The organism is Pseudomonas koreensis, assembly GCF_024169245.1.
GTDB classification, from domain to species: domain Bacteria; phylum Pseudomonadota; class Gammaproteobacteria; order Pseudomonadales; family Pseudomonadaceae; genus Aquipseudomonas; species Aquipseudomonas koreensis_F.
Genome location: NZ_JALJWP010000001.1, coordinates 1,948,549 through 1,964,623, shown reverse-complemented (window position 1 = coordinate 1,964,623; position 16,075 = coordinate 1,948,549). Strand labels below are relative to the sequence as shown.

At 60.9% G+C, this 16,075-nt stretch carries 16 protein-coding genes; 7 read left to right on the top strand and 9 right to left on the bottom strand.

What is annotated here, in order from left to right; genetic code table 11:
- Nucleotides 1–31: 31 nt before the first annotated feature.
- Nucleotides 32–1,732: an urease subunit alpha gene (gene ureC, locus J2Y90_RS08890; RefSeq protein ID WP_071174262.1), complete on the top strand. Its 1,701-nt coding sequence runs from the start codon at nt 32–34 to the stop codon at nt 1,730–1,732.
- Nucleotides 1,733–1,892: 160 nt separating this feature from the next.
- Here ureC and J2Y90_RS08885 read toward each other — a convergent pair whose 3' ends face one another.
- Both J2Y90_RS08885 and J2Y90_RS08880 read right to left on the bottom strand, forming a co-directional pair.
- Nucleotides 1,893–2,198 carry a chaperone modulator CbpM gene (locus J2Y90_RS08885; protein ID WP_016771896.1) on the bottom strand — a complete coding sequence of 102 codons (306 nt, stop codon included), beginning with the start codon at nt 2,196–2,198 and terminating at the stop codon, nt 1,893–1,895.
- A 23-nt stretch (nt 2,199–2,221) separates the two neighbouring features.
- A complete protein-coding gene (locus J2Y90_RS08880; protein WP_253498615.1) occupies nt 2,222–3,166 on the bottom strand; it encodes a DnaJ C-terminal domain-containing protein in 945 nt (314 codons plus the stop codon).
- A gap of 291 nt (nt 3,167–3,457) precedes the next feature.
- Here J2Y90_RS08880 and J2Y90_RS08875 point away from each other — a divergent pair, with 291 nt between their 5' ends.
- Nucleotides 3,458–4,732 carry an Hsp70 family protein gene (locus J2Y90_RS08875; RefSeq protein WP_253498613.1) on the top strand — a complete coding sequence of 425 codons (1,275 nt, stop codon included), beginning with the start codon at nt 3,458–3,460 and terminating at the stop codon, nt 4,730–4,732.
- 135 nt (nt 4,733–4,867) lie between these two features.
- Here the strand turns inward: J2Y90_RS08875 and J2Y90_RS08870 are convergent, their stop codons facing one another.
- The 3 genes from J2Y90_RS08870 to J2Y90_RS08860 form a co-directional block, all read right to left on the bottom strand.
- A complete protein-coding gene (locus tag J2Y90_RS08870) occupies nt 4,868–5,881 on the bottom strand; it encodes an AI-2E family transporter (RefSeq protein ID WP_101158351.1) in 1,014 nt (337 codons plus the stop codon).
- Between the two features lie 204 nt (nt 5,882–6,085).
- Entirely contained in the window at nt 6,086–6,391 is a 306-nt protein-coding gene (locus J2Y90_RS08865; RefSeq protein WP_253498611.1) for a PsiF family protein, read from the bottom strand.
- Between the two features lie 63 nt (nt 6,392–6,454).
- On the bottom strand, nt 6,455–7,249 hold the full coding sequence (locus J2Y90_RS08860; RefSeq protein ID WP_253498609.1) for an AraC family transcriptional regulator: 795 nt from the start codon (nt 7,247–7,249) through the stop codon (nt 6,455–6,457).
- Nucleotides 7,250–7,346: 97 nt separating this feature from the next.
- Between J2Y90_RS08860 and J2Y90_RS08855 the strand changes: the two genes are divergently transcribed.
- Entirely contained in the window at nt 7,347–8,234 is an 888-nt protein-coding gene (locus J2Y90_RS08855) for a DMT family transporter (RefSeq protein WP_253498607.1), read from the top strand.
- Between the two features lie 88 nt (nt 8,235–8,322).
- Here J2Y90_RS08855 and J2Y90_RS08850 read toward each other — a convergent pair whose 3' ends face one another.
- The 3 genes from J2Y90_RS08850 to J2Y90_RS08840 all read right to left on the bottom strand — a co-directional run bounded on the left by J2Y90_RS08850 (nt 8,323) and on the right by J2Y90_RS08840 (nt 10,235).
- A complete protein-coding gene (locus J2Y90_RS08850) occupies nt 8,323–9,201 on the bottom strand; it encodes an esterase/lipase family protein (protein WP_253498605.1) in 879 nt (292 codons plus the stop codon).
- A gap of 89 nt (nt 9,202–9,290) precedes the next feature.
- Nucleotides 9,291–9,596 carry a DMT family transporter gene (locus J2Y90_RS08845; RefSeq protein WP_253498602.1) on the bottom strand — a complete coding sequence of 102 codons (306 nt, stop codon included), beginning with the start codon at nt 9,594–9,596 and terminating at the stop codon, nt 9,291–9,293.
- On the bottom strand, nt 9,597–10,235 hold the full coding sequence (locus J2Y90_RS08840; RefSeq protein ID WP_253498599.1) for an FMN-dependent NADH-azoreductase: 639 nt from the start codon (nt 10,233–10,235) through the stop codon (nt 9,597–9,599).
- A 108-nt stretch (nt 10,236–10,343) separates the two neighbouring features.
- Between J2Y90_RS08840 and J2Y90_RS08835 the strand changes: the two genes are divergently transcribed.
- Complete coding sequence (locus J2Y90_RS08835) at nt 10,344–11,294, top strand: LysR substrate-binding domain-containing protein (protein ID WP_253498596.1); 951 nt, start codon at nt 10,344–10,346, stop codon at nt 11,292–11,294.
- A 99-nt stretch (nt 11,295–11,393) separates the two neighbouring features.
- Nucleotides 11,394–11,924 (top strand): ferritin-like domain-containing protein, encoded by a 531-nt coding sequence (locus J2Y90_RS08830; RefSeq protein WP_042608942.1) that lies wholly within the window; start codon nt 11,394–11,396, stop codon nt 11,922–11,924.
- A 101-nt stretch (nt 11,925–12,025) separates the two neighbouring features.
- On the opposite strand, the gene J2Y90_RS08825 is transcribed toward J2Y90_RS08830, so the two are convergent.
- On the bottom strand, nt 12,026–14,101 hold the full coding sequence (locus J2Y90_RS08825; protein WP_253498593.1) for an AsmA family protein: 2,076 nt from the start codon (nt 14,099–14,101) through the stop codon (nt 12,026–12,028).
- A 383-nt stretch (nt 14,102–14,484) separates the two neighbouring features.
- On the opposite strand from J2Y90_RS08825, the gene J2Y90_RS08820 reads away from it, so the two are divergent.
- Nucleotides 14,485–14,991: a hypothetical protein gene (locus J2Y90_RS08820; RefSeq protein WP_253498590.1), complete on the top strand. Its 507-nt coding sequence runs from the start codon at nt 14,485–14,487 to the stop codon at nt 14,989–14,991.
- 154 nt (nt 14,992–15,145) lie between these two features.
- Nucleotides 15,146–15,778 carry a TetR family transcriptional regulator gene (locus J2Y90_RS08815; protein WP_039756961.1) on the top strand — a complete coding sequence of 211 codons (633 nt, stop codon included), beginning with the start codon at nt 15,146–15,148 and terminating at the stop codon, nt 15,776–15,778.
- Nucleotides 15,779–16,075: the final 297 nt, after the last annotated feature.

Genomic DNA, 16,075 nt, shown 5'->3' with positions numbered 1-16,075 from the left:
CTCAAAAACAATTGAATCCCAAGGCAAGCACATGAAGATTTCTAGAAGCGCCTACGCCGACATGTTCGGCCCCACCGTCGGCGACAAGGTGCGCCTGGCCGATACCGAGCTGTGGATCGAAGTCGAAAAGGACTTCACCACCTACGGCGAGGAAGTGAAATTCGGTGGCGGCAAAGTCATCCGTGATGGCCAGGGCCAGAGTCAGTTGCTCGCCGCCGAAGTGGTCGACACGCTGATCACCAACGCGCTGATCATCGACCACTGGGGCATCGTCAAGGCCGATGTCGGCCTCAAGGACGGGCGCATCGCCGCGATCGGCAAGGCCGGTAATCCCGACGTGCAACCCAACGTGACCATCGCCATCGGCGCCGGCACCGAAGTGATTGCCGGCGAAGGCATGATCCTCACCGCTGGCGGCATCGACACGCACATCCACTTCATCTGCCCGCAGCAGATCGAAGAAGCGTTGATGAGCGGCGTCACCACCATGATCGGCGGTGGCACAGGACCTGCCACGGGCACCAACGCCACCACTTGTACGTCCGGTCCGTGGCATCTGGCGCGCATGCTTCAGGCCGCCGATGCCTTCCCGATGAACATCGGCCTGACCGGCAAGGGCAACGCCAGCCTGCCGGAGCCGTTGATCGAACAGGTCAAGGCCGGCGCCATCGGCCTCAAGCTGCACGAAGACTGGGGCACCACTCCGGCGAGTATCGACAACTGCCTCAACGTCGCCGACCAGTACGATGTGCAGGTGGCGATCCACACCGACACCCTCAACGAGTCCGGCTTCGTCGAAACCACCCTCGGCGCGTTCAAGGGCCGCACCATCCACACCTATCACACCGAAGGTGCCGGTGGCGGCCACGCGCCGGACATCATCAAGGCCTGCGGTTTCCCTAACGTGCTGCCGAGCTCGACCAACCCGACCCGGCCGTTCACCCGCAACACCATCGACGAACACCTCGACATGCTGATGGTCTGCCACCACCTCGACCCGAGCATTGCCGAAGATGTCGCCTTCGCCGAAAGCCGCATCCGCCGTGAAACGATCGCCGCTGAAGACATCCTCCACGACCTTGGCGCGTTCTCGATGATCAGCTCCGACAGCCAGGCCATGGGCCGCGTCGGCGAAGTGATCACGCGGACCTGGCAGACCGCCGACAAGATGAAAAAACAGCGCGGCCCGCTGCCGCAGGATGGCGAAGGCAACGACAACTTCCGCGCCAAACGCTACATCGCCAAATACACGATCAACCCGGCGATCACTCACGGCATCAGCCATGAAGTCGGCTCGATTGAAGTCGGCAAGTGGGCCGATCTGGTGCTGTGGCGCCCGGCGTTCTTTGGTGTGAAGCCGACGCTGATCCTCAAGGGCGGTGCGATTGCCGCCAGCCTGATGGGCGATGCCAACGCCTCGATTCCGACACCGCAACCGGTGCACTACCGCCCGATGTTCGCCAGCTACGGCGGCTCGCTGCACGCCACCAGCCTGACCTTTATCAGCCAGGCTGCGCAGGAGGCCGGATTGCCCGAAGCCCTGGGGTTGAAGAAGCAGATCGCTGTGGTGAAGGGCTGCCGCGACGTGCAGAAAACCGACCTGATCCACAACGACTATCTGCCGAACATCGATGTCGATCCGCAGACCTACCAGGTCAAGGCCGATGGAGTTTTGCTGTGGTGTGAGCCCGCGGAAACGCTGCCGATGGCGCAGCGCTACTTTTTGTTCTGACAGTAAAAAAGGCCCTTCGGGGCCTTTTCAATGTTGAGTCAGAAACTCCGCGTTATCGTTCCTCGCGAGCAGGCTCGCTCCCACATGAGTACGCATTCCAATGTGGGAGCGAGCCTGCTCGCGAAGAGGCCGGGCCAGTCACCGATAGACATCAGACTGACTACTCCACCACCAACCGCCCCAAGCGCTGGCGCAACATGCGGTTCTCGGCCCGCAGCTGCTTCACCTCATCCAGCAGATCCAGCGCCAGCGCCACACCTTCCCACTCCAGTTCCAGATCACGGCGCAGCTTGGCGGCGCGTTTGGCCAGAGCCAGTTCGTAATCGGTGAAGCGCCATTCCCGGGGCTGCGCGCCCTGAGGTTCGAGGATGCCGTGCTCGACGATTTCGATCACGTAGACGTCCGATAAATCGGCCGCCTCACAGAATTCTGCCAGGTCCAGTTGAACGATCAGGGGGCTGCTCATGATGGGCTACTCCGTCGTCGGGTTCAGAAGTTCTCTCGCGGATTGAACGCGGCTTTCTTCGCCAGTTCCTGCCACAGCGCCTTGACCTCATCGTCGGAGGCTTTCGGCATCACGGCCTTGAGCTGGACGAACAGATACCCGCGCTCGCCGGCCTTGTTCAGCAGGCCATGGCCCTTGGCGCGCATGCGCTGGCCATTCTGGCTGCCTGCCGGCACCTTGAGGTTGATCTTGCCGGTGAGGGTCGGCACGGCCACTTCGGTGCCCAACGCCAGCTCCCACGGCGCCAACGGCAAGGTGATGATCAGGTTTTCGCCTTCGACATCGAACTTCGGGTGCGGCGCAAAACGAATGGTCAGGTACAGATCGCCATTCGCCCCGCCACCGATGCCCGGTGCGCCCTGGCCTTTCAGGCGGATACGCTCGCCGTCGGTGACGCCGGCCGGAATTTTCACGTTCAGGCTCTTGCTGGTATTGCTGACGTGCTGGCCGTGCGCGTTGTATTGCGGCACCTGGAAGGTGACTTTCTTCGATTCGTTCGACAGGGTTTCTTCGAGGAAGACCGGCAGTTCCATTTCCACGTCTTGCCCTCGGCGTCCGCGTGATTGCTGGCTCTGCGCGCCACCGAAACCGGGGCCGCGATTGCCGAAGATCGAACTGAAGAAGTCCGAGAAGTCGCCGGTGTCGCCACCGCCGCCGCCAAAGCCGCCACGGCTCTGCCAGCCCGGTGGCCCCTGGAACGGCTGACCGTGCTGACCATAACGGCGCAGTTCGTCGTACTCGGCGCGCTTGTCGGCGCTTTTCAGCGCTTCATAGGCTTCCGAGGCGTCCTTGAATTTGGCCTCGGCGTCTTTTTCCTTGCTGACATCGGGGTGGTATTTGCGCGCCAGCTTGCGATAGGCCGCCTTGATGGCCTTGTCGTCGGCTGTCGGCTCCACGCCGAGTATCTTGTAATAGTCTTTGAAGTCCATTGAAGGATCACCATCCGTTATCGATTTCGCGCCGAGACCAGCGTGCGCCCGATTGACGCGTGCCGGGTTGACCGATCTCAAGGTTGTGACCGGGTGGCGCCGCAGAAGTTTATCGGCAGTGGACGACGGTTCTTGCGACCGCCGGTGTGTCTGCCGGCCCATGCCAGCAAGTTTGGGGCGAAGCGGCGGTTTTCAATATGCCCTGTTGCGAAATAGCGGATGACCGGCCTTCGAATCTGCCGCGCACTGACATACACTGCGCGGCCGTTTTTTCACCGGAATCCGAAAGACATGAAAGACGCCTCTCCAGCCCGTGCCTGCGGCATCGACTTCGGCACGTCCAACTCCACCGTCGGCTGGCTGCGCCCCGGCATGGACACCATGATTGCGCTGGAAGACGACAAGATCACCCTGCCGTCGGTGGTCTTCTTCAATATCGAGGAACGTCGCCCGGTGTACGGTCGTCTGGCCCTGCACGAGTATCTGGAAGGCTACGAAGGCCGGCTGATGCGCTCGCTCAAGAGTCTGCTCGGCTCCAAGCTGATCAAACACGACACCAGCGTCCTCGGCACGGCGATGCCGTTCAAGGACCTGCTCGGGCTGTTCATCGGCCAACTGAAGAGCCGCGCCGAAGCCGCCGCCGGTCGGGAATTCGAGCAAGTGGTACTGGGTCGTCCGGTGTTCTTCGTCGATGACGATCCGCTGGCTGACCAGGAAGCCGAAGACACGCTGGTCGAGGTGGCGCGCAAGATCGGTTTCAAAGAGGTTTCGTTCCAGTACGAACCGATCGCGGCGGCATTCGACTACGAGTCGACCATCGAAAAAGAAGAACTGGTGCTGATCGTCGACATCGGCGGTGGTACTTCCGATTTCTCGCTGGTGCGCCTGTCGCCCGAGCGCCGCGCTGTGGATAACCGTCACGATGACATCCTCGCCACCGGCGGCGTGCACATCGGCGGTACCGACTTCGACAAACAGCTGAGCCTGCAGGGCCTGATGCCGCTGTTCGGCTACGGTAGCCGCATGAAGAGTGGCGCCTACATGCCGACCAGCCACCACATGAACCTGGCGACCTGGCACACGATCAACTCGGTGTACTCGCAGAAGTCCACGCTGGCGCTGGGCAGCATGCGCTACGACATCGAAGACACCGGCGGCATCGATCGCCTGTTCAAGCTGATCGAACAGCGCGCCGGCCACTGGCTGGCGATGGAAGTTGAAGAGACCAAGATCCAGCTGACCCACGCCGACAGCCGTCACGTGCCGCTGGACCGTATCGAAGCCGGCCTGAGCGTCGAGCTGACGCGTGCGCTGTTCGAGTCTGCGATTGATGCGCTGCTGGAGCGGGTTCGCGGCAGTGTTACGCAGCTGTTGAATGACGCCGGCGTGGCGGTCGATCAGGTCGACACGGTGTTCTTCACCGGTGGTTCCAGCGGCATCCCGGCCCTGCGCAACAGCGTTTCGGCGATGCTGCCGAAGGCGCGGCATGTCGAAGGGAATATCTTTGGCAGCATCGGCAGCGGTTTGGCGATTGAAGCGATGAAGCGCTACGGCACCATGGACTGACCTGAAATCGGCGCCGCGCCTTTCGCGAGCAAGCTTGCTCCTACATTTGACCGCATTCCTTCAGTTGAAATGCAATCTCATGTGGGAGCGAGCCTGCTCGCGAAGGCGCCAGATCAGGCACCACGGATCCAGCGGTTAGACCATCCCGCCCAGCTTCAACTCACTCTTCAGATACGCGTAATAAATCGGCCCCGCCACCACTCCCGGCAAACCGAACGCGGCTTCGAACACCAGCATCGCCAACAGCAACTCCCACGACTTGGCACTGATCTGCCCGCCGACGATGCGCGCGTTGAGGAAGTATTCGAGCTTGTGGATAACGATCAGGTAGCCCAGCGCGGCGATCGCCACCCAGATCGACAGCGACAGCCCGACGATAGTGATCAGCGTGTTCGACATCAGGTTGCCGATCACCGGCAGCAGGCCGAGCAGGAAGGTCAGCACGATCAGGGTTTTGGTCAGCGGCAGCTTGATGCCGAACATCGGCAGGATCACCGCGAGGAAGATCCCGGTGAACACGGTGTTGAGCAGGGAAATCTTGATCTGCGCGAAGACGATATTGCGGAACGCCTGCACCAGCAGATGCAAACGGTCGAACAGGGCGGCGGCCAGCGGTTTGCGCTTGGTCACATCGGGGATGCGCTGCAGGGCGATGATCGCGCCGAGCACCATGCCGATCAGCAGGGTGACGAACATGTGCGCAGCATCCTTGCCCACCAGTTGCAGATCCGCCAGATGCTTGCTCGCCCACTCGCCGATCGCCACACGAAATTCCGCTGCGCTGGCCGGCAGATAAGCATCGATGAACGGCGGCAACTGCCCGCGCGCGCGATCGACCACGCCCATGAACTTATCCAGCGAGGCGCCCGGATTTTCCGCTTCATGCAGGAGGAAACTGATTGCCCCGGCGAAGATCAGCGCCAGCACACTCACTACCAGCGTGCCGAGCAGCGCCACCGCCAACCAGCGCGCACGCCGCCCTTCGATCAGCCGTTGCAGTTGCGGGGTGAGCATGTTGACCAGCTCGAACACCAGCAAGCCGGCGAGCAGGCTCGGCAGCAAGCGCAGCGGCAGCACCAGCAGCAAACCGCCAAAAATGATGATGCAACTGACCCAGAACACAACATGACGCTGAGAAAACGTTGGCATACAGCCTCAAAACGAACGGCGTGAAAGGATGGGCAGTCTGCCAGCGATCCGGGGTTAGCACTAGGGATATGCGGGGCGTGGGATTGGCGGTGCACTCACAGGCGCTTTCGCGAGCAGGCTCGCTCCCACAGTAGTACGCGTGTCAAATGTGGGAGCGAGCCTGCTCGCGAAGAGGCCGGCACACTCACCACATTATTTACCGTTTCACTTTTTCTTCAGACACTCACTCATGAACGTCTTGCGCGCATCACCGGTCAGCGCCTTGGTTTTCGCATCGGCATTGCAGGTGGACATCTTCTGCTGTTGCGGGGTCAGCACCTTGCCATCGTTGGCCGCTGGCGCCGCTTTCAGGCAGGTGCTCATGAACGCCTTGCGCTCATCGCCCTTCAAGCTCTTGGCCGTCGCATCGGCATTGCAGGTGGTCATCTTGTTCTGTTGCGCCGTGGCGGCGAAACCCTGGGAACACACAAGCAGCCCGATAATCAACAACGGCACACGCAAGATCTTCATGGAGTTTTCTCCTTGTTGCCGCACCGATGGATGCGGCCTCTGTCGCAGTGTAGTCAAAGCTTGTTACACCTTCCTGCCCTCGAAGTGACTGCGCCGATATTGCTCCGGTGTACAACCCGCCTGGCGGGCAAACATGGCGATGAAGGCCGAGCCGCTGCTGTAGCCGAGGTCGAAAGCGATTTCCTGCACCGAGCGCGAGGTTTCCAGCGCTTCGATCGCCGCCAGATATCGCAAGCGTTGGCGCCACTCGCCGAAGCTCATCCCCAGTTCCCGAACAAATTGCCGAGCCAACGTGCGCTCGCTGACATGCACCTGCGCGGCCCAATGCGCCAGCGGCAGATTGCTGCCGGGTTCGGCCTGCAAGGCTTCGAGAATCGCCAACAAGCCAGGACTGCTCGCATACGGCAGGTAACATTCCTGCACCGGCGCCTGTTGCAGTTGATCGACCAATACCTGGGCCAGACGCTGATCGGCTTCGTGCTCGGGGATCTTCACATCGCGGGCGGCGAAGTCCTTGAGAATCGCCTTGAGAATGTCGCTGATTGCCAACGTGCAGGCCCGCGCTGGCAAGCGCGCGCAGACGCCAGGATCCAGGCACACCGCACGATAGTTGACCGGTTGATGACTGTAGAAACTGTGCTCGACCTCGGGCGGCACCCACACCGCGTATTGCGGCGGCGACATGAAGCGACTGCCGTCGACATCCATGTGCAGCACGCCGTGGGCCGCGTATTCCAGCGTGCCCCAGGGATGCCGATGCGGCGCGGCATATTCGTGGGCGTTGAAATCGGCGTAGCGAAAGTACACCGCTGACGGCAGTTCGCTGAAATCGAGCAGATCGATGTGTTTGCTGTTCATGCTGTCCGGATGCAGAGGCAGGTTGTCCGGTTCGCAGTATAGGCCGGTATCCAGACAGGCGATAATTGCGCTTCATCAACGTACTGGTTTTTGTCCCATGCAATACGCGTTTCCCCTGCTGGCGATTTTCATCTGGGCCGGCAATACCGTGATCAACAAACTGGCGGTCGGCGCGATCTTCCCGGCCGAGATCGGCTTCTACCGCTGGCTGCTGGCCGGCGTGCTGTTCACGCCGTTCATGCTGAGGAAAGTCTTCGCCCACTGGCCGCAGATTCGGCCGAATCTCGGGCGGATTTTCATTCTCGGCGTGCTCGGCATGGCGGTGTATCAGAGCCTCGCCTACTTCGCTGCAACCCTGACCACGGCGACCAACATGGGCATCATCCTCTCGCTGATGCCGCTGATGTCGCTGGCCATGGCGATCGTCAGCCTCGGCCAACGTTTGACTGCTGGCGCCCTGGTCGGCGCAGTCCTATCGTTCGCTGGCGTACTGGTGGTGGTGTCGGCCGGCAGCCTCGGTGCGCTGCTGCAACACGGGGTCAATCTGGGCGACGCGATGATGCTGATCGCCACGCTGGCCTATGCGGTTTACAGCACCCTGCTGAAAAAATGGCAACTGCGTTTGCCGCCGCTGGTGCTGCTGTACTTGCAGGTGCTGGTGGCAATTGTCGTGTTGTTTCCGTTGTTCGCGGTGTCGCCGAAAACCGGGCTGAATCTGCATAACGTGCCGCTGGTGCTGTATGCGTGCCTGCTGGCCTCGATGGTCGCGCCGCTGGCGTGGATGCAGGCGGTGCAGCGGCTGGGGCCGAGCCGGACAACCTTGTTCTTCAATCTGCTGCCGCTGATTACCGCGTTGATTGCGGCGGTGGTGCTCAAGGAGCAGTTGGCGATGTACCACCTGGTGGGTGGATTGCTGACGTTGGGTGGGGTGATTTTGTCGGAGCGCTGGACCACGGTGTTGGGCCGCAAAATCAGCGTCGCCTGATTGAAAAGATCGCAGCCTCCGGCAGCTCCTACAGGGAGCGCATTTCAAGGTAGGAGCTGCCGAAGGCTGCGATCTTCTGATCTTGCTTCTATAACCCGGCCGCTTCCAGCCGCGCCGCATGCTCGACAAACAGCCGCACCGGATCCGCCCCTTTGCCCACCAGACCCAGCGACTGATTGACGATGTCGAAATGATCCAGCGGATAGTCATCACCGATCACCGTGCCCAGATGCGAGCTGTAGCGACCGACCATGCCATCGCACTGCCCCGGTTCGCGGACGAAAGTCTTGGCGAACAATCGGCAACTGCGATTGGTACCGTCAAAGAGATTGCCGCCTCGATCGGTCTTGCCCGGTTGCAGCGTCCCTGACCAGGAGTAATAGCGCACACCGTTGACCTCTTCCGGCCCCTGCCCGCCCCAGGTTTGCGGCAAACCTTGTGGATAACGTTGATTGAACAGGGCGACGCCCGACGTGGTCAGCGATTGATGGGAAGCGTGGATATCCACCGGCAGTTTCGGCCCGTGGTAGCCGGTATCGAGCAATGCCATGATCCAGCCGATCAGGCGCAGCAAAGCCTCGAGCAAGCGCCCTTTGGCACTGTTGCCGGGATAGTGTTTTTCCAGATAATCGGCCAGCTCCGAACCGTGATTCGGCCCGGCCACCGACGTCACTGACGCCACCAGATCCGGACGCTTCGCCGCCGCATATCGCGCCGTCAACGCGCCCTGGCTGTGCCCGAACACGTTGACCTTTTGCGCCCCTGTCTCGCGGAGGATTTCCTCAATCCGCGCCAGCAACTGCTCGCCCCGCATCTCAGTGGAATTGAGTGGCGAGACCTGCACCGCGACCACCGTCGCACCACCTCGGCGCAAGGCCTTGATGATGCCGAACCAATACGGGTAAAGCACCAGCCGGACAAAGCCGAGCATGCCCGGCACCAGCACCAGTGGATAACGTGTCGACATGGTTACATCCTTGTGCGCGATGAGTGGATGCCAGACGTGCAAGACGCCCGCCAAGCATCCACCGTGACGATGACAACTCAACGGTGAGCCTACTTCAGCCCCGCCACTCCCGCCACAATCAGCCCCACCGAAACCAGTTTCACCAGTGTCAGGCTTTCGCCGAGCAGCGCGAAACCCAGAAACACCGTGCCGAGTGAACCGATCGCGGTCCAGATCGGATAGGCGATGCTCACCGGCAAGTCACGCATGGCCAGGGTCAGAAACCCGATGCCGCCGACTGCCGCAATCACAGTGATCAATGATGGCCACAAGCGAGTGAAGCCCTCGGCGTACTTCATGCCCATGGCAAAGGTCACTTCGAAGCCGGCGGCGATCAGCAGAAACAGCCAGGCCATTCAGAACTCCCGGGCCAGCTCGAGCAGCCGCTGCTCGGCCTCGGCCACCGACACCGCGAAGGTGCGCTCAGCGGATTCCTCGCCCTCGGCCGCGACCACGCTGACGTCATTGATACCGATGAAGCCCAGCGCGGTGCGCAGCCACGGATCGGCATGGTTGAGCGCCGCCAGTTCACCACCCGGGCCGAAACCGAAACCGCCGCGACTGGTGACGATCAAGGCTTTCTTGCCCTGCAACAGCGGCGTGTATTGCGCAACACCGTTGTCCAGCGTGTGATCGAATGTCAGCCCCAGCCGCACGATCTGATCGACCCAGGCCTTGAGGCCGCTGGGCACGCTGAAGTTGTACATCGGCGTGGAAATCAGCAGCAGATCGTGCGCGAACAACTCGTCGACCAATTGATCGCTGAGCGCCAGATCCGCCTGCATCGCTAATGGCCGCGCCTGCGGTTGTGGATAAAACGCCGCCGCGACAAAAGCCTCATTGACCGCAGGAACCGGCACCCGCCCAACCTCACGACGGGTCACCTGCCCTTCAGGATGACGCCCCTGCCAGGCACCCAAAAATCCCTCCGCCAAACGCCGCGAAGTCGACCGATCACCACGCGGACTGCCATGCACCACAAGAATCCTGCTCATGTATAAATTCTCCGACTACAATCAGTTCACTTGTGACTCGCAGCTTGAAGCCCACAGCTGCGCCCATTCAAATGAGCAAAAATCAGTCGGGATGAATCCATTTCATCCATGGAGTTTTCAATGTTTGCTTCGTTGCCGCTGACTGCCCTGCGCGCTTTCGAATCCGCTTCGCGCCTGCTGAGCTTCAAGGCTGCGGCAGAAGAACTGGCGGTGACGCCGACGGCAATCTCTCATCAGATTCGTTCGCTGGAGGACTGGCTCGGTGTGGCCCTGTTCGAACGCTTGCCGCGCCAGGTGCGCCTGACCGAGGCTGGCGAGCGTCTGTTTCACAGCGTGCACGGCGCGCTGCTGGAGGTGGCGCAAAGCGTCGACACCCTGCGCCCGCAACGCAATGCCAGCACCCTGACACTGTCGACCACGGCGGCGTTTGCCGCGTTGTGGCTGGTGCCGCGCCTCGGGCGCTTCTATGCGCAGCATCCGACGATCAATGTGCGCCTCGATACCCATTGCGAGGTCATCGATTTGCATCAGGACGCCAGCGTCGATCTGGTCTTGCGCTACAGCCTCGACGATTACCCGAACCTGTATGGACTGTGTCTGTTCGACGAGTCCTTCGGCGTTTACGGCTCGCCCGAGCAAGTGGCGCTGGCCGCGCGGCGCACGCCGACGCTGATCAGCGTGCACTGGCACAATTCCAAGCTCTACGCCCATGGCTGGCAGGCGTGGTGTGCCAGGGCGGGTGAGCAATGGCTGGAGCAAAATCCGGTCAATCGCGCATACGACGAGGAACATTACGCGCTGCAAGCGGCGATCGCCGGTCAGGGTCTGGTGCTGGCGAGCAACATTCTGGTGTCGGAAAGCGTCGCCAGCGGCTTGCTGGTGCCCTACCGGGGTGAGGTGCAGGTCGACGGCGCCGGTTACAGCGCGCTGTGCGTGCCCGGCCGCGAGCGCCATCCGCCGGTGCGGGCATTTTTTCGCTGGTTGCAGGAGGAAGCGCGGTTGTCCGGACTGACGCCGAGATCACAGTCTTCAGCAGTTCCTGCACGGAGTCCGGCGTAAATCGCATAAAACTTTTCGCTTCGCTCGAGACTCACAACCTGGGTAGCGACCACGTCTTCAGAACGTGGCGCCTATCGGATTAGCCTCCAGGAGAATGAAATGAGTGACCTGCATTTGTCTGATGTTCAAACCCTGCGCGAACGCGCACGGCAACACGTGGAAAACGGCGCGGTCACCGAGACCTACAGTGCCAACCGTGAGGAGGTGCTGCGCTTGCTGAACGAGTCGCTGGCCACCGAACTGGTCTGCGTATTGCGCTACAAGCGCCACTACTTCATGGCCAACGGCCTGAAAGCCAACGTCGCCGCCGACGAATTCCTCGAGCACGCCAACCAGGAAGCCGAGCACGCCGATCGCCTCGCTGAACGCATTGTGCAACTGGGCGGCGAGCCGGAGTTCAACCCCGACCTGCTGAGCAAGCTGTCCCACGCGCAGTACGTGGCGGGCAACTCGCTCAAGGAGATGGTTTACGAGGATCTGGTGGCCGAGCGTATCGCCATCGACAGCTATCGCGAAATCATCCAGTACATCGGCGACAAGGACCCGACCACTCGGCGCATCTTCGAAGACATCCTCGCCCAGGAAGAAGAGCACGCCGACGACATGGCGGACATCCTCAACGATCTGTAATCCTTAACAGCAAAAGATCGCAGCCTTCGGCAGCTCCTACAGGGGGAACGCATTCCAAATGTAGGAGCTGCCGAAGGCTGCGATCTTTTGATCTGCCCTGCTTACTTGGTCGGTTTGACTGTCACCGGCGCCTTGCCCTGCTTCATCTGCTCAAGCAACGGCGCGCATTGATTCGGCTCGCCACCGCTCGGCGCCACCAGCGCCAGCAATCCCGCCGCTGGTGCGGCGATCACGCCCAACGCGACCATCCCCGCCCCACGCAGCATCAGCGGCACTGCTTTGACGCCGGCATCCGGTTTGATGAACTTGCCGCGTACATACAACGGCGAGCGCAGTGAGATCAGGCGCCAGCCCTTGGATTCCGGTGTCACCGTCAGGTCCAATTGCTCGGTGGCCATGTTTGCCGTGCCATCAATGTAGATGATCGCGTTCTCGGTATCGAAGACAAATAGCCGCGTGGTCGCCAGGCCGGTCTTGATATCGAAGTCCGCCGCCGCGCAGTTGATCTTCACTTCCTTGTCGCCAAAGATCTTGCCGACCACGTAGTTGCCGACGTTGAGCCCGGCCAATTCCATCAGCTCACGGCTGATCGCCCCGTCGTTGATCAGCATCTTCAGATTGCCGTTGGCGCCGCCGAGCAGCTTCGCTACGGAGTTGCCACGGCCGCTGATGTCGGCATCACCGTTGAGCTCGCCGAAACTGGTTTTCATCGGTTCGAAAGTCGGGAACAGCTCTTTCAGTTTGAACTTGCGTGCGGTCAAACGCGCCCGGCCTTCCAGCGGTTCGGTGCGGCCATTGAGGCGAATCTGCGCGTCCAGGGTGCCGCCGGCCACGCCAAAGCGCAGCGGCTCGAGACTGAGCTCGCCGTCGTTGAGTTTCAGATGGGTATAAAGGTCTTCGAACGGCAGCTTCTCGCTATGGACGATGCGCTTGCCGGTGAACTCGACGTCGGCATCCATGGCGCGCCAACGATCGGTCTTGAACTCTTCTACCGGCAGGACCTTGTCCGCGGGTTGCTTGCTCGCGCCGCCACGGGCCTTTTGCTCAGTGTTGGAATCGGCACCGATCAGCGGCGCAAGGTCGGCAAACAGCAATTGATTGGAAACCAGTGCGCCACTGAGTTTCGGCCGTGGCTGACTGGCCACATAGGTCAGGTCACCGTGGATGTCGCTGTCGCCGATCTTGCCGTTGAATTTCTCATAAGTGAATCTCGCCCCGGCCTCGTCATGCAGCTTGGCGATCAGGTGGCCGTCGGTGGAATACGGTGGCGTGTCCGGCAGGGTCACGCCGGTCAGCGGATAGAGATTGCCCAGGCTATCGCCCGCGAGTTTCAGGCGCAGGTCGAGCGCACCGAGATTCAGCGGGTCAGTCAGGGTGCCAGCCAGCTCGATACGGGTGTCGCCAATCTTCGCCTGGGCCTGCAAAGGAAACGGTTTGCTTGCGTCCTGCAACGCCAACAGTCCGCCGATCTTGCCCTGCCCGGTGAGATTCTGCCCGTGGTACTGGCCTTTGACCTTGAGGGCAAAGGCATAGTCCTGCGGTGCGCCGCCCTTGTCCTCGGCGGTTTTCGCCGCTTTGTCGCCGACGATTTCGCTGAATGGAATCGGCTTGCCGAGCGGGTCGATCAGCACATCGAGATTGGTCTTCAGCGTCTGATCGTCGAGGGTCACGTGGCCCTTGTCGAAACCGATCGCGCCGATATCGACCACCCAACTCGAAGGCTCAGCGTTCGGGTCCTTGGGATCGAATTTGAAGGTCCAGTTGGCGCGGCCATCGGCCAGACGTTGCAGCTCGGCATTCGGCTCGGTCAGGTCAATGCGTGGAATCACCACGCGCTGGGCCAGCAGGGCCAGCGGTGAAATGCGCAGCTCGACGCGTTTGAGCGTGACCATCTGCGGCTGCTTCGACCAGTCCGGGTTGCCCAGGCTCAAGTCCTCGGCGACCACGTGCGGCCACGGCACCCAGGCACGCCAGCCGCCTTCTTCCGGCTCGCGCTGCCAGATCACCGCGAGGTTGCCATTGATGGCAAACGCCCGGTGCAATTCTTCCGAGACTTTGGCGTTGATGGTGGGTTTGATCCGGTTCCAGTCGAAAAACACGATGATCAGAATCAAGGCTGCCATTAGCAGCACGAGGATGGCGAAGGTCCAGCTGAAGATTTTTCCAGTGCGCGTCATGCACAAAGCTCCTGATCACGACTGCACGCCGATTACCCGACGCACAGCTGAAACGGCAGACCGAAGCGGCCCCTATGCAGTCTGTGACTGGCGAAAGGCCCGCAGGTTTAATCGAAAGGCAGTTTAAGCCATAAAAAGCGCAGCAAAACTGACCGATCGGTCGAGCAGTGTTACCGCGACGCGCACTTTTGCGAGGCGCGAGTGAGTCGAAAATACCCACGACGGTGCAAAACCGTCGCCCGCAAACGCCCGAGCTAGAGCCTTCGCGTGGAACAATCAATTCTGTTGATTATTACCATTGCGTTTATGAACTTTTATATCGACTTATCGAGAGTAGCATTGCCCTCGTACCCACTTTATCGCCCTCCCGAGGAGCCACTATCATGAAACGCCAATTACTGCTCAGCCTTACCCTGTCGATGCTAGCCAGCACTGCTTTCGCCCTGCCCGCTGCCGATCAGGCTACCCCGCAAATCAAAGCCAACCACTCGGTGTTCAGCCAGACCGTAGCTTCCGACGGTTCCGAGCGCACCCCACAAGGTCAGACCCTGGCTGAAAACGGCCGTAACCGCCTCGAAGAAAAAGGCCTGGTTCAAGACGGCTCGGATCGCACCCCACAAGGCCAGGCCCTGGCTGAAAACGGTCGCAATCGCCTCGAAGAAAAAGGTCTGGTGCAAGACGGTTCGGATCGCACACCACAAGGTCAGATCCTCGCCTCCGACGGCACCGAGCGCACCCCACAAGGCCAGACCCTGGCTTCCGATGGTTCCGAGCGCACTCCACAGGGCCAGACCCTGGCTGATGACGGCTTCGATAAAACCCCACTGGGTCAAGCCCTCGCTGAAGGCGGTGGTGACCGTGTGATCGAACGCAACAGCAAACTGAGCTGAGCCCATGACGGCCCGGCAAAAAAGCCCAATCAGCGGATTGGGCTTTTGACTTTTCAGCGTCTGTAAACTCCTCGCTGCACGACTCCCCGTTCGACGCCGACAAAGCCGATTTGCTAGAGTGCGGCGCTTGTCCTGCCAAAGAACATACCCTGCGATGCTGCCCCGCGCCGAACAGAAACAACAGACCCGCAACGCCCTGATGGACGCTGCCCGCCACCTGATGGAAAGCGGCCGAGGATTCGGCAGCCTGAGCCTGCGCGAAGTGAGCAAGACCGCCGGCATCGTGCCCACCGGTTTCTATCGTCACTTTGCCGACATGGACGAGTTGGGGCTGGTGCTGGTCAGCGAAGTCGGCCAGACCTTCCGCGAGACCATCCGCCTGGTGCGGCACAATGAATTCGTCATGGGCGGCATCATCGACGCGTCGGTGCGCATCTTCCTTGATGTGGTCAACGCCAATCGCTCGCAATTCCTGTTTCTCGCCCGCGAGCAATACGGCGGCTCGCTGCCGGTCCGGCAGGCAATCGGACGCTTGCGCGAGAACATCAGCGCCGACCTCGCGGCGGACCTGGCGCTGATGCCCAAGCTGCAACATCTGGACATTGCCGGTCTGAGCGTGATGGCCGACCTGATCGTCAAATCAGTATTCGCCACCCTACCCGACATCATCGACCCACCGGCCGAAGCCTTGCCGGAGCATCTGACCCCACAGGCGAAGATCACCCAACAACTGCGCTTCATCTTTATCGGCCTCAAGCACTGGCAAGGGCTGGGCAGTACCGAGTAATCCCCCTTTATTCATCCCCGACCTAATTCCCATGTGGGAGCGAGCTTGCTCGCGAAGGCGTCGTGTCAGCCTGCATCCATGACGCTGACGCACCGAATTCGCGAGCAAGCTCGCTCCCACATTTGGTTCGTGGCAACAGCCTCTCTTTGGTGCATGACAAATTCTTCATGCACCAAAACCTTCCAGAATCCCCGCGCCTGTTGAAAGATCAGGCAGGCGCCGACAGCTATTTCCTACATCTCGTGCGATTGGCGCGGCCCTTGCTCTAGCCCAATCAACGTCCATTGCTGGAAGCTT

Bases quoted from the DNA above. Each gene is read 5' to 3' on its own strand.
- J2Y90_RS08840 (WP_253498599.1), bottom strand. From the start codon at position 10,235: ATGAGCAGGATTCTTGTGGTGCATGGCAGTCCGCGTGGTGATCGGTCG.
- J2Y90_RS08850 (WP_253498605.1), bottom strand. From the start codon at position 9,201: ATGTCGACACGTTATCCACTGGTGCTGGTGCCGGGCATGCTCGGCTTT.
- J2Y90_RS08865 (WP_253498611.1), bottom strand. From the start codon at position 6,391: ATGAAGATCTTGCGTGTGCCGTTGTTGATTATCGGGCTGCTTGTGTGT.
- J2Y90_RS08855 (WP_253498607.1), top strand. From the start codon at position 7,347: ATGCAATACGCGTTTCCCCTGCTGGCGATTTTCATCTGGGCCGGCAAT.
- J2Y90_RS08820 (WP_253498590.1), top strand. From the start codon at position 14,485: ATGAAACGCCAATTACTGCTCAGCCTTACCCTGTCGATGCTAGCCAGC.
- J2Y90_RS08870 (WP_101158351.1), bottom strand. From the start codon at position 5,881: ATGCCAACGTTTTCTCAGCGTCATGTTGTGTTCTGGGTCAGTTGCATC.
- J2Y90_RS08860 (WP_253498609.1), bottom strand. From the start codon at position 7,249: ATGAACAGCAAACACATCGATCTGCTCGATTTCAGCGAACTGCCGTCA.
- J2Y90_RS08845 (WP_253498602.1), bottom strand. From the start codon at position 9,596: ATGGCCTGGCTGTTTCTGCTGATCGCCGCCGGCTTCGAAGTGACCTTT.
- ureC (WP_071174262.1), top strand. From the start codon at position 32: ATGAAGATTTCTAGAAGCGCCTACGCCGACATGTTCGGCCCCACCGTC.
- J2Y90_RS08835 (WP_253498596.1), top strand. From the start codon at position 10,344: ATGGAGTTTTCAATGTTTGCTTCGTTGCCGCTGACTGCCCTGCGCGCT.
- J2Y90_RS08875 (WP_253498613.1), top strand. From the start codon at position 3,458: ATGAAAGACGCCTCTCCAGCCCGTGCCTGCGGCATCGACTTCGGCACG.
- J2Y90_RS08825 (WP_253498593.1), bottom strand. From the start codon at position 14,101: ATGACGCGCACTGGAAAAATCTTCAGCTGGACCTTCGCCATCCTCGTG.
- J2Y90_RS08880 (WP_253498615.1), bottom strand. From the start codon at position 3,166: ATGGACTTCAAAGACTATTACAAGATACTCGGCGTGGAGCCGACAGCC.
- J2Y90_RS08885 (WP_016771896.1), bottom strand. From the start codon at position 2,198: ATGAGCAGCCCCCTGATCGTTCAACTGGACCTGGCAGAATTCTGTGAG.
- J2Y90_RS08830 (WP_042608942.1), top strand. From the start codon at position 11,394: ATGAGTGACCTGCATTTGTCTGATGTTCAAACCCTGCGCGAACGCGCA.
- J2Y90_RS08815 (WP_039756961.1), top strand. From the start codon at position 15,146: ATGCTGCCCCGCGCCGAACAGAAACAACAGACCCGCAACGCCCTGATG.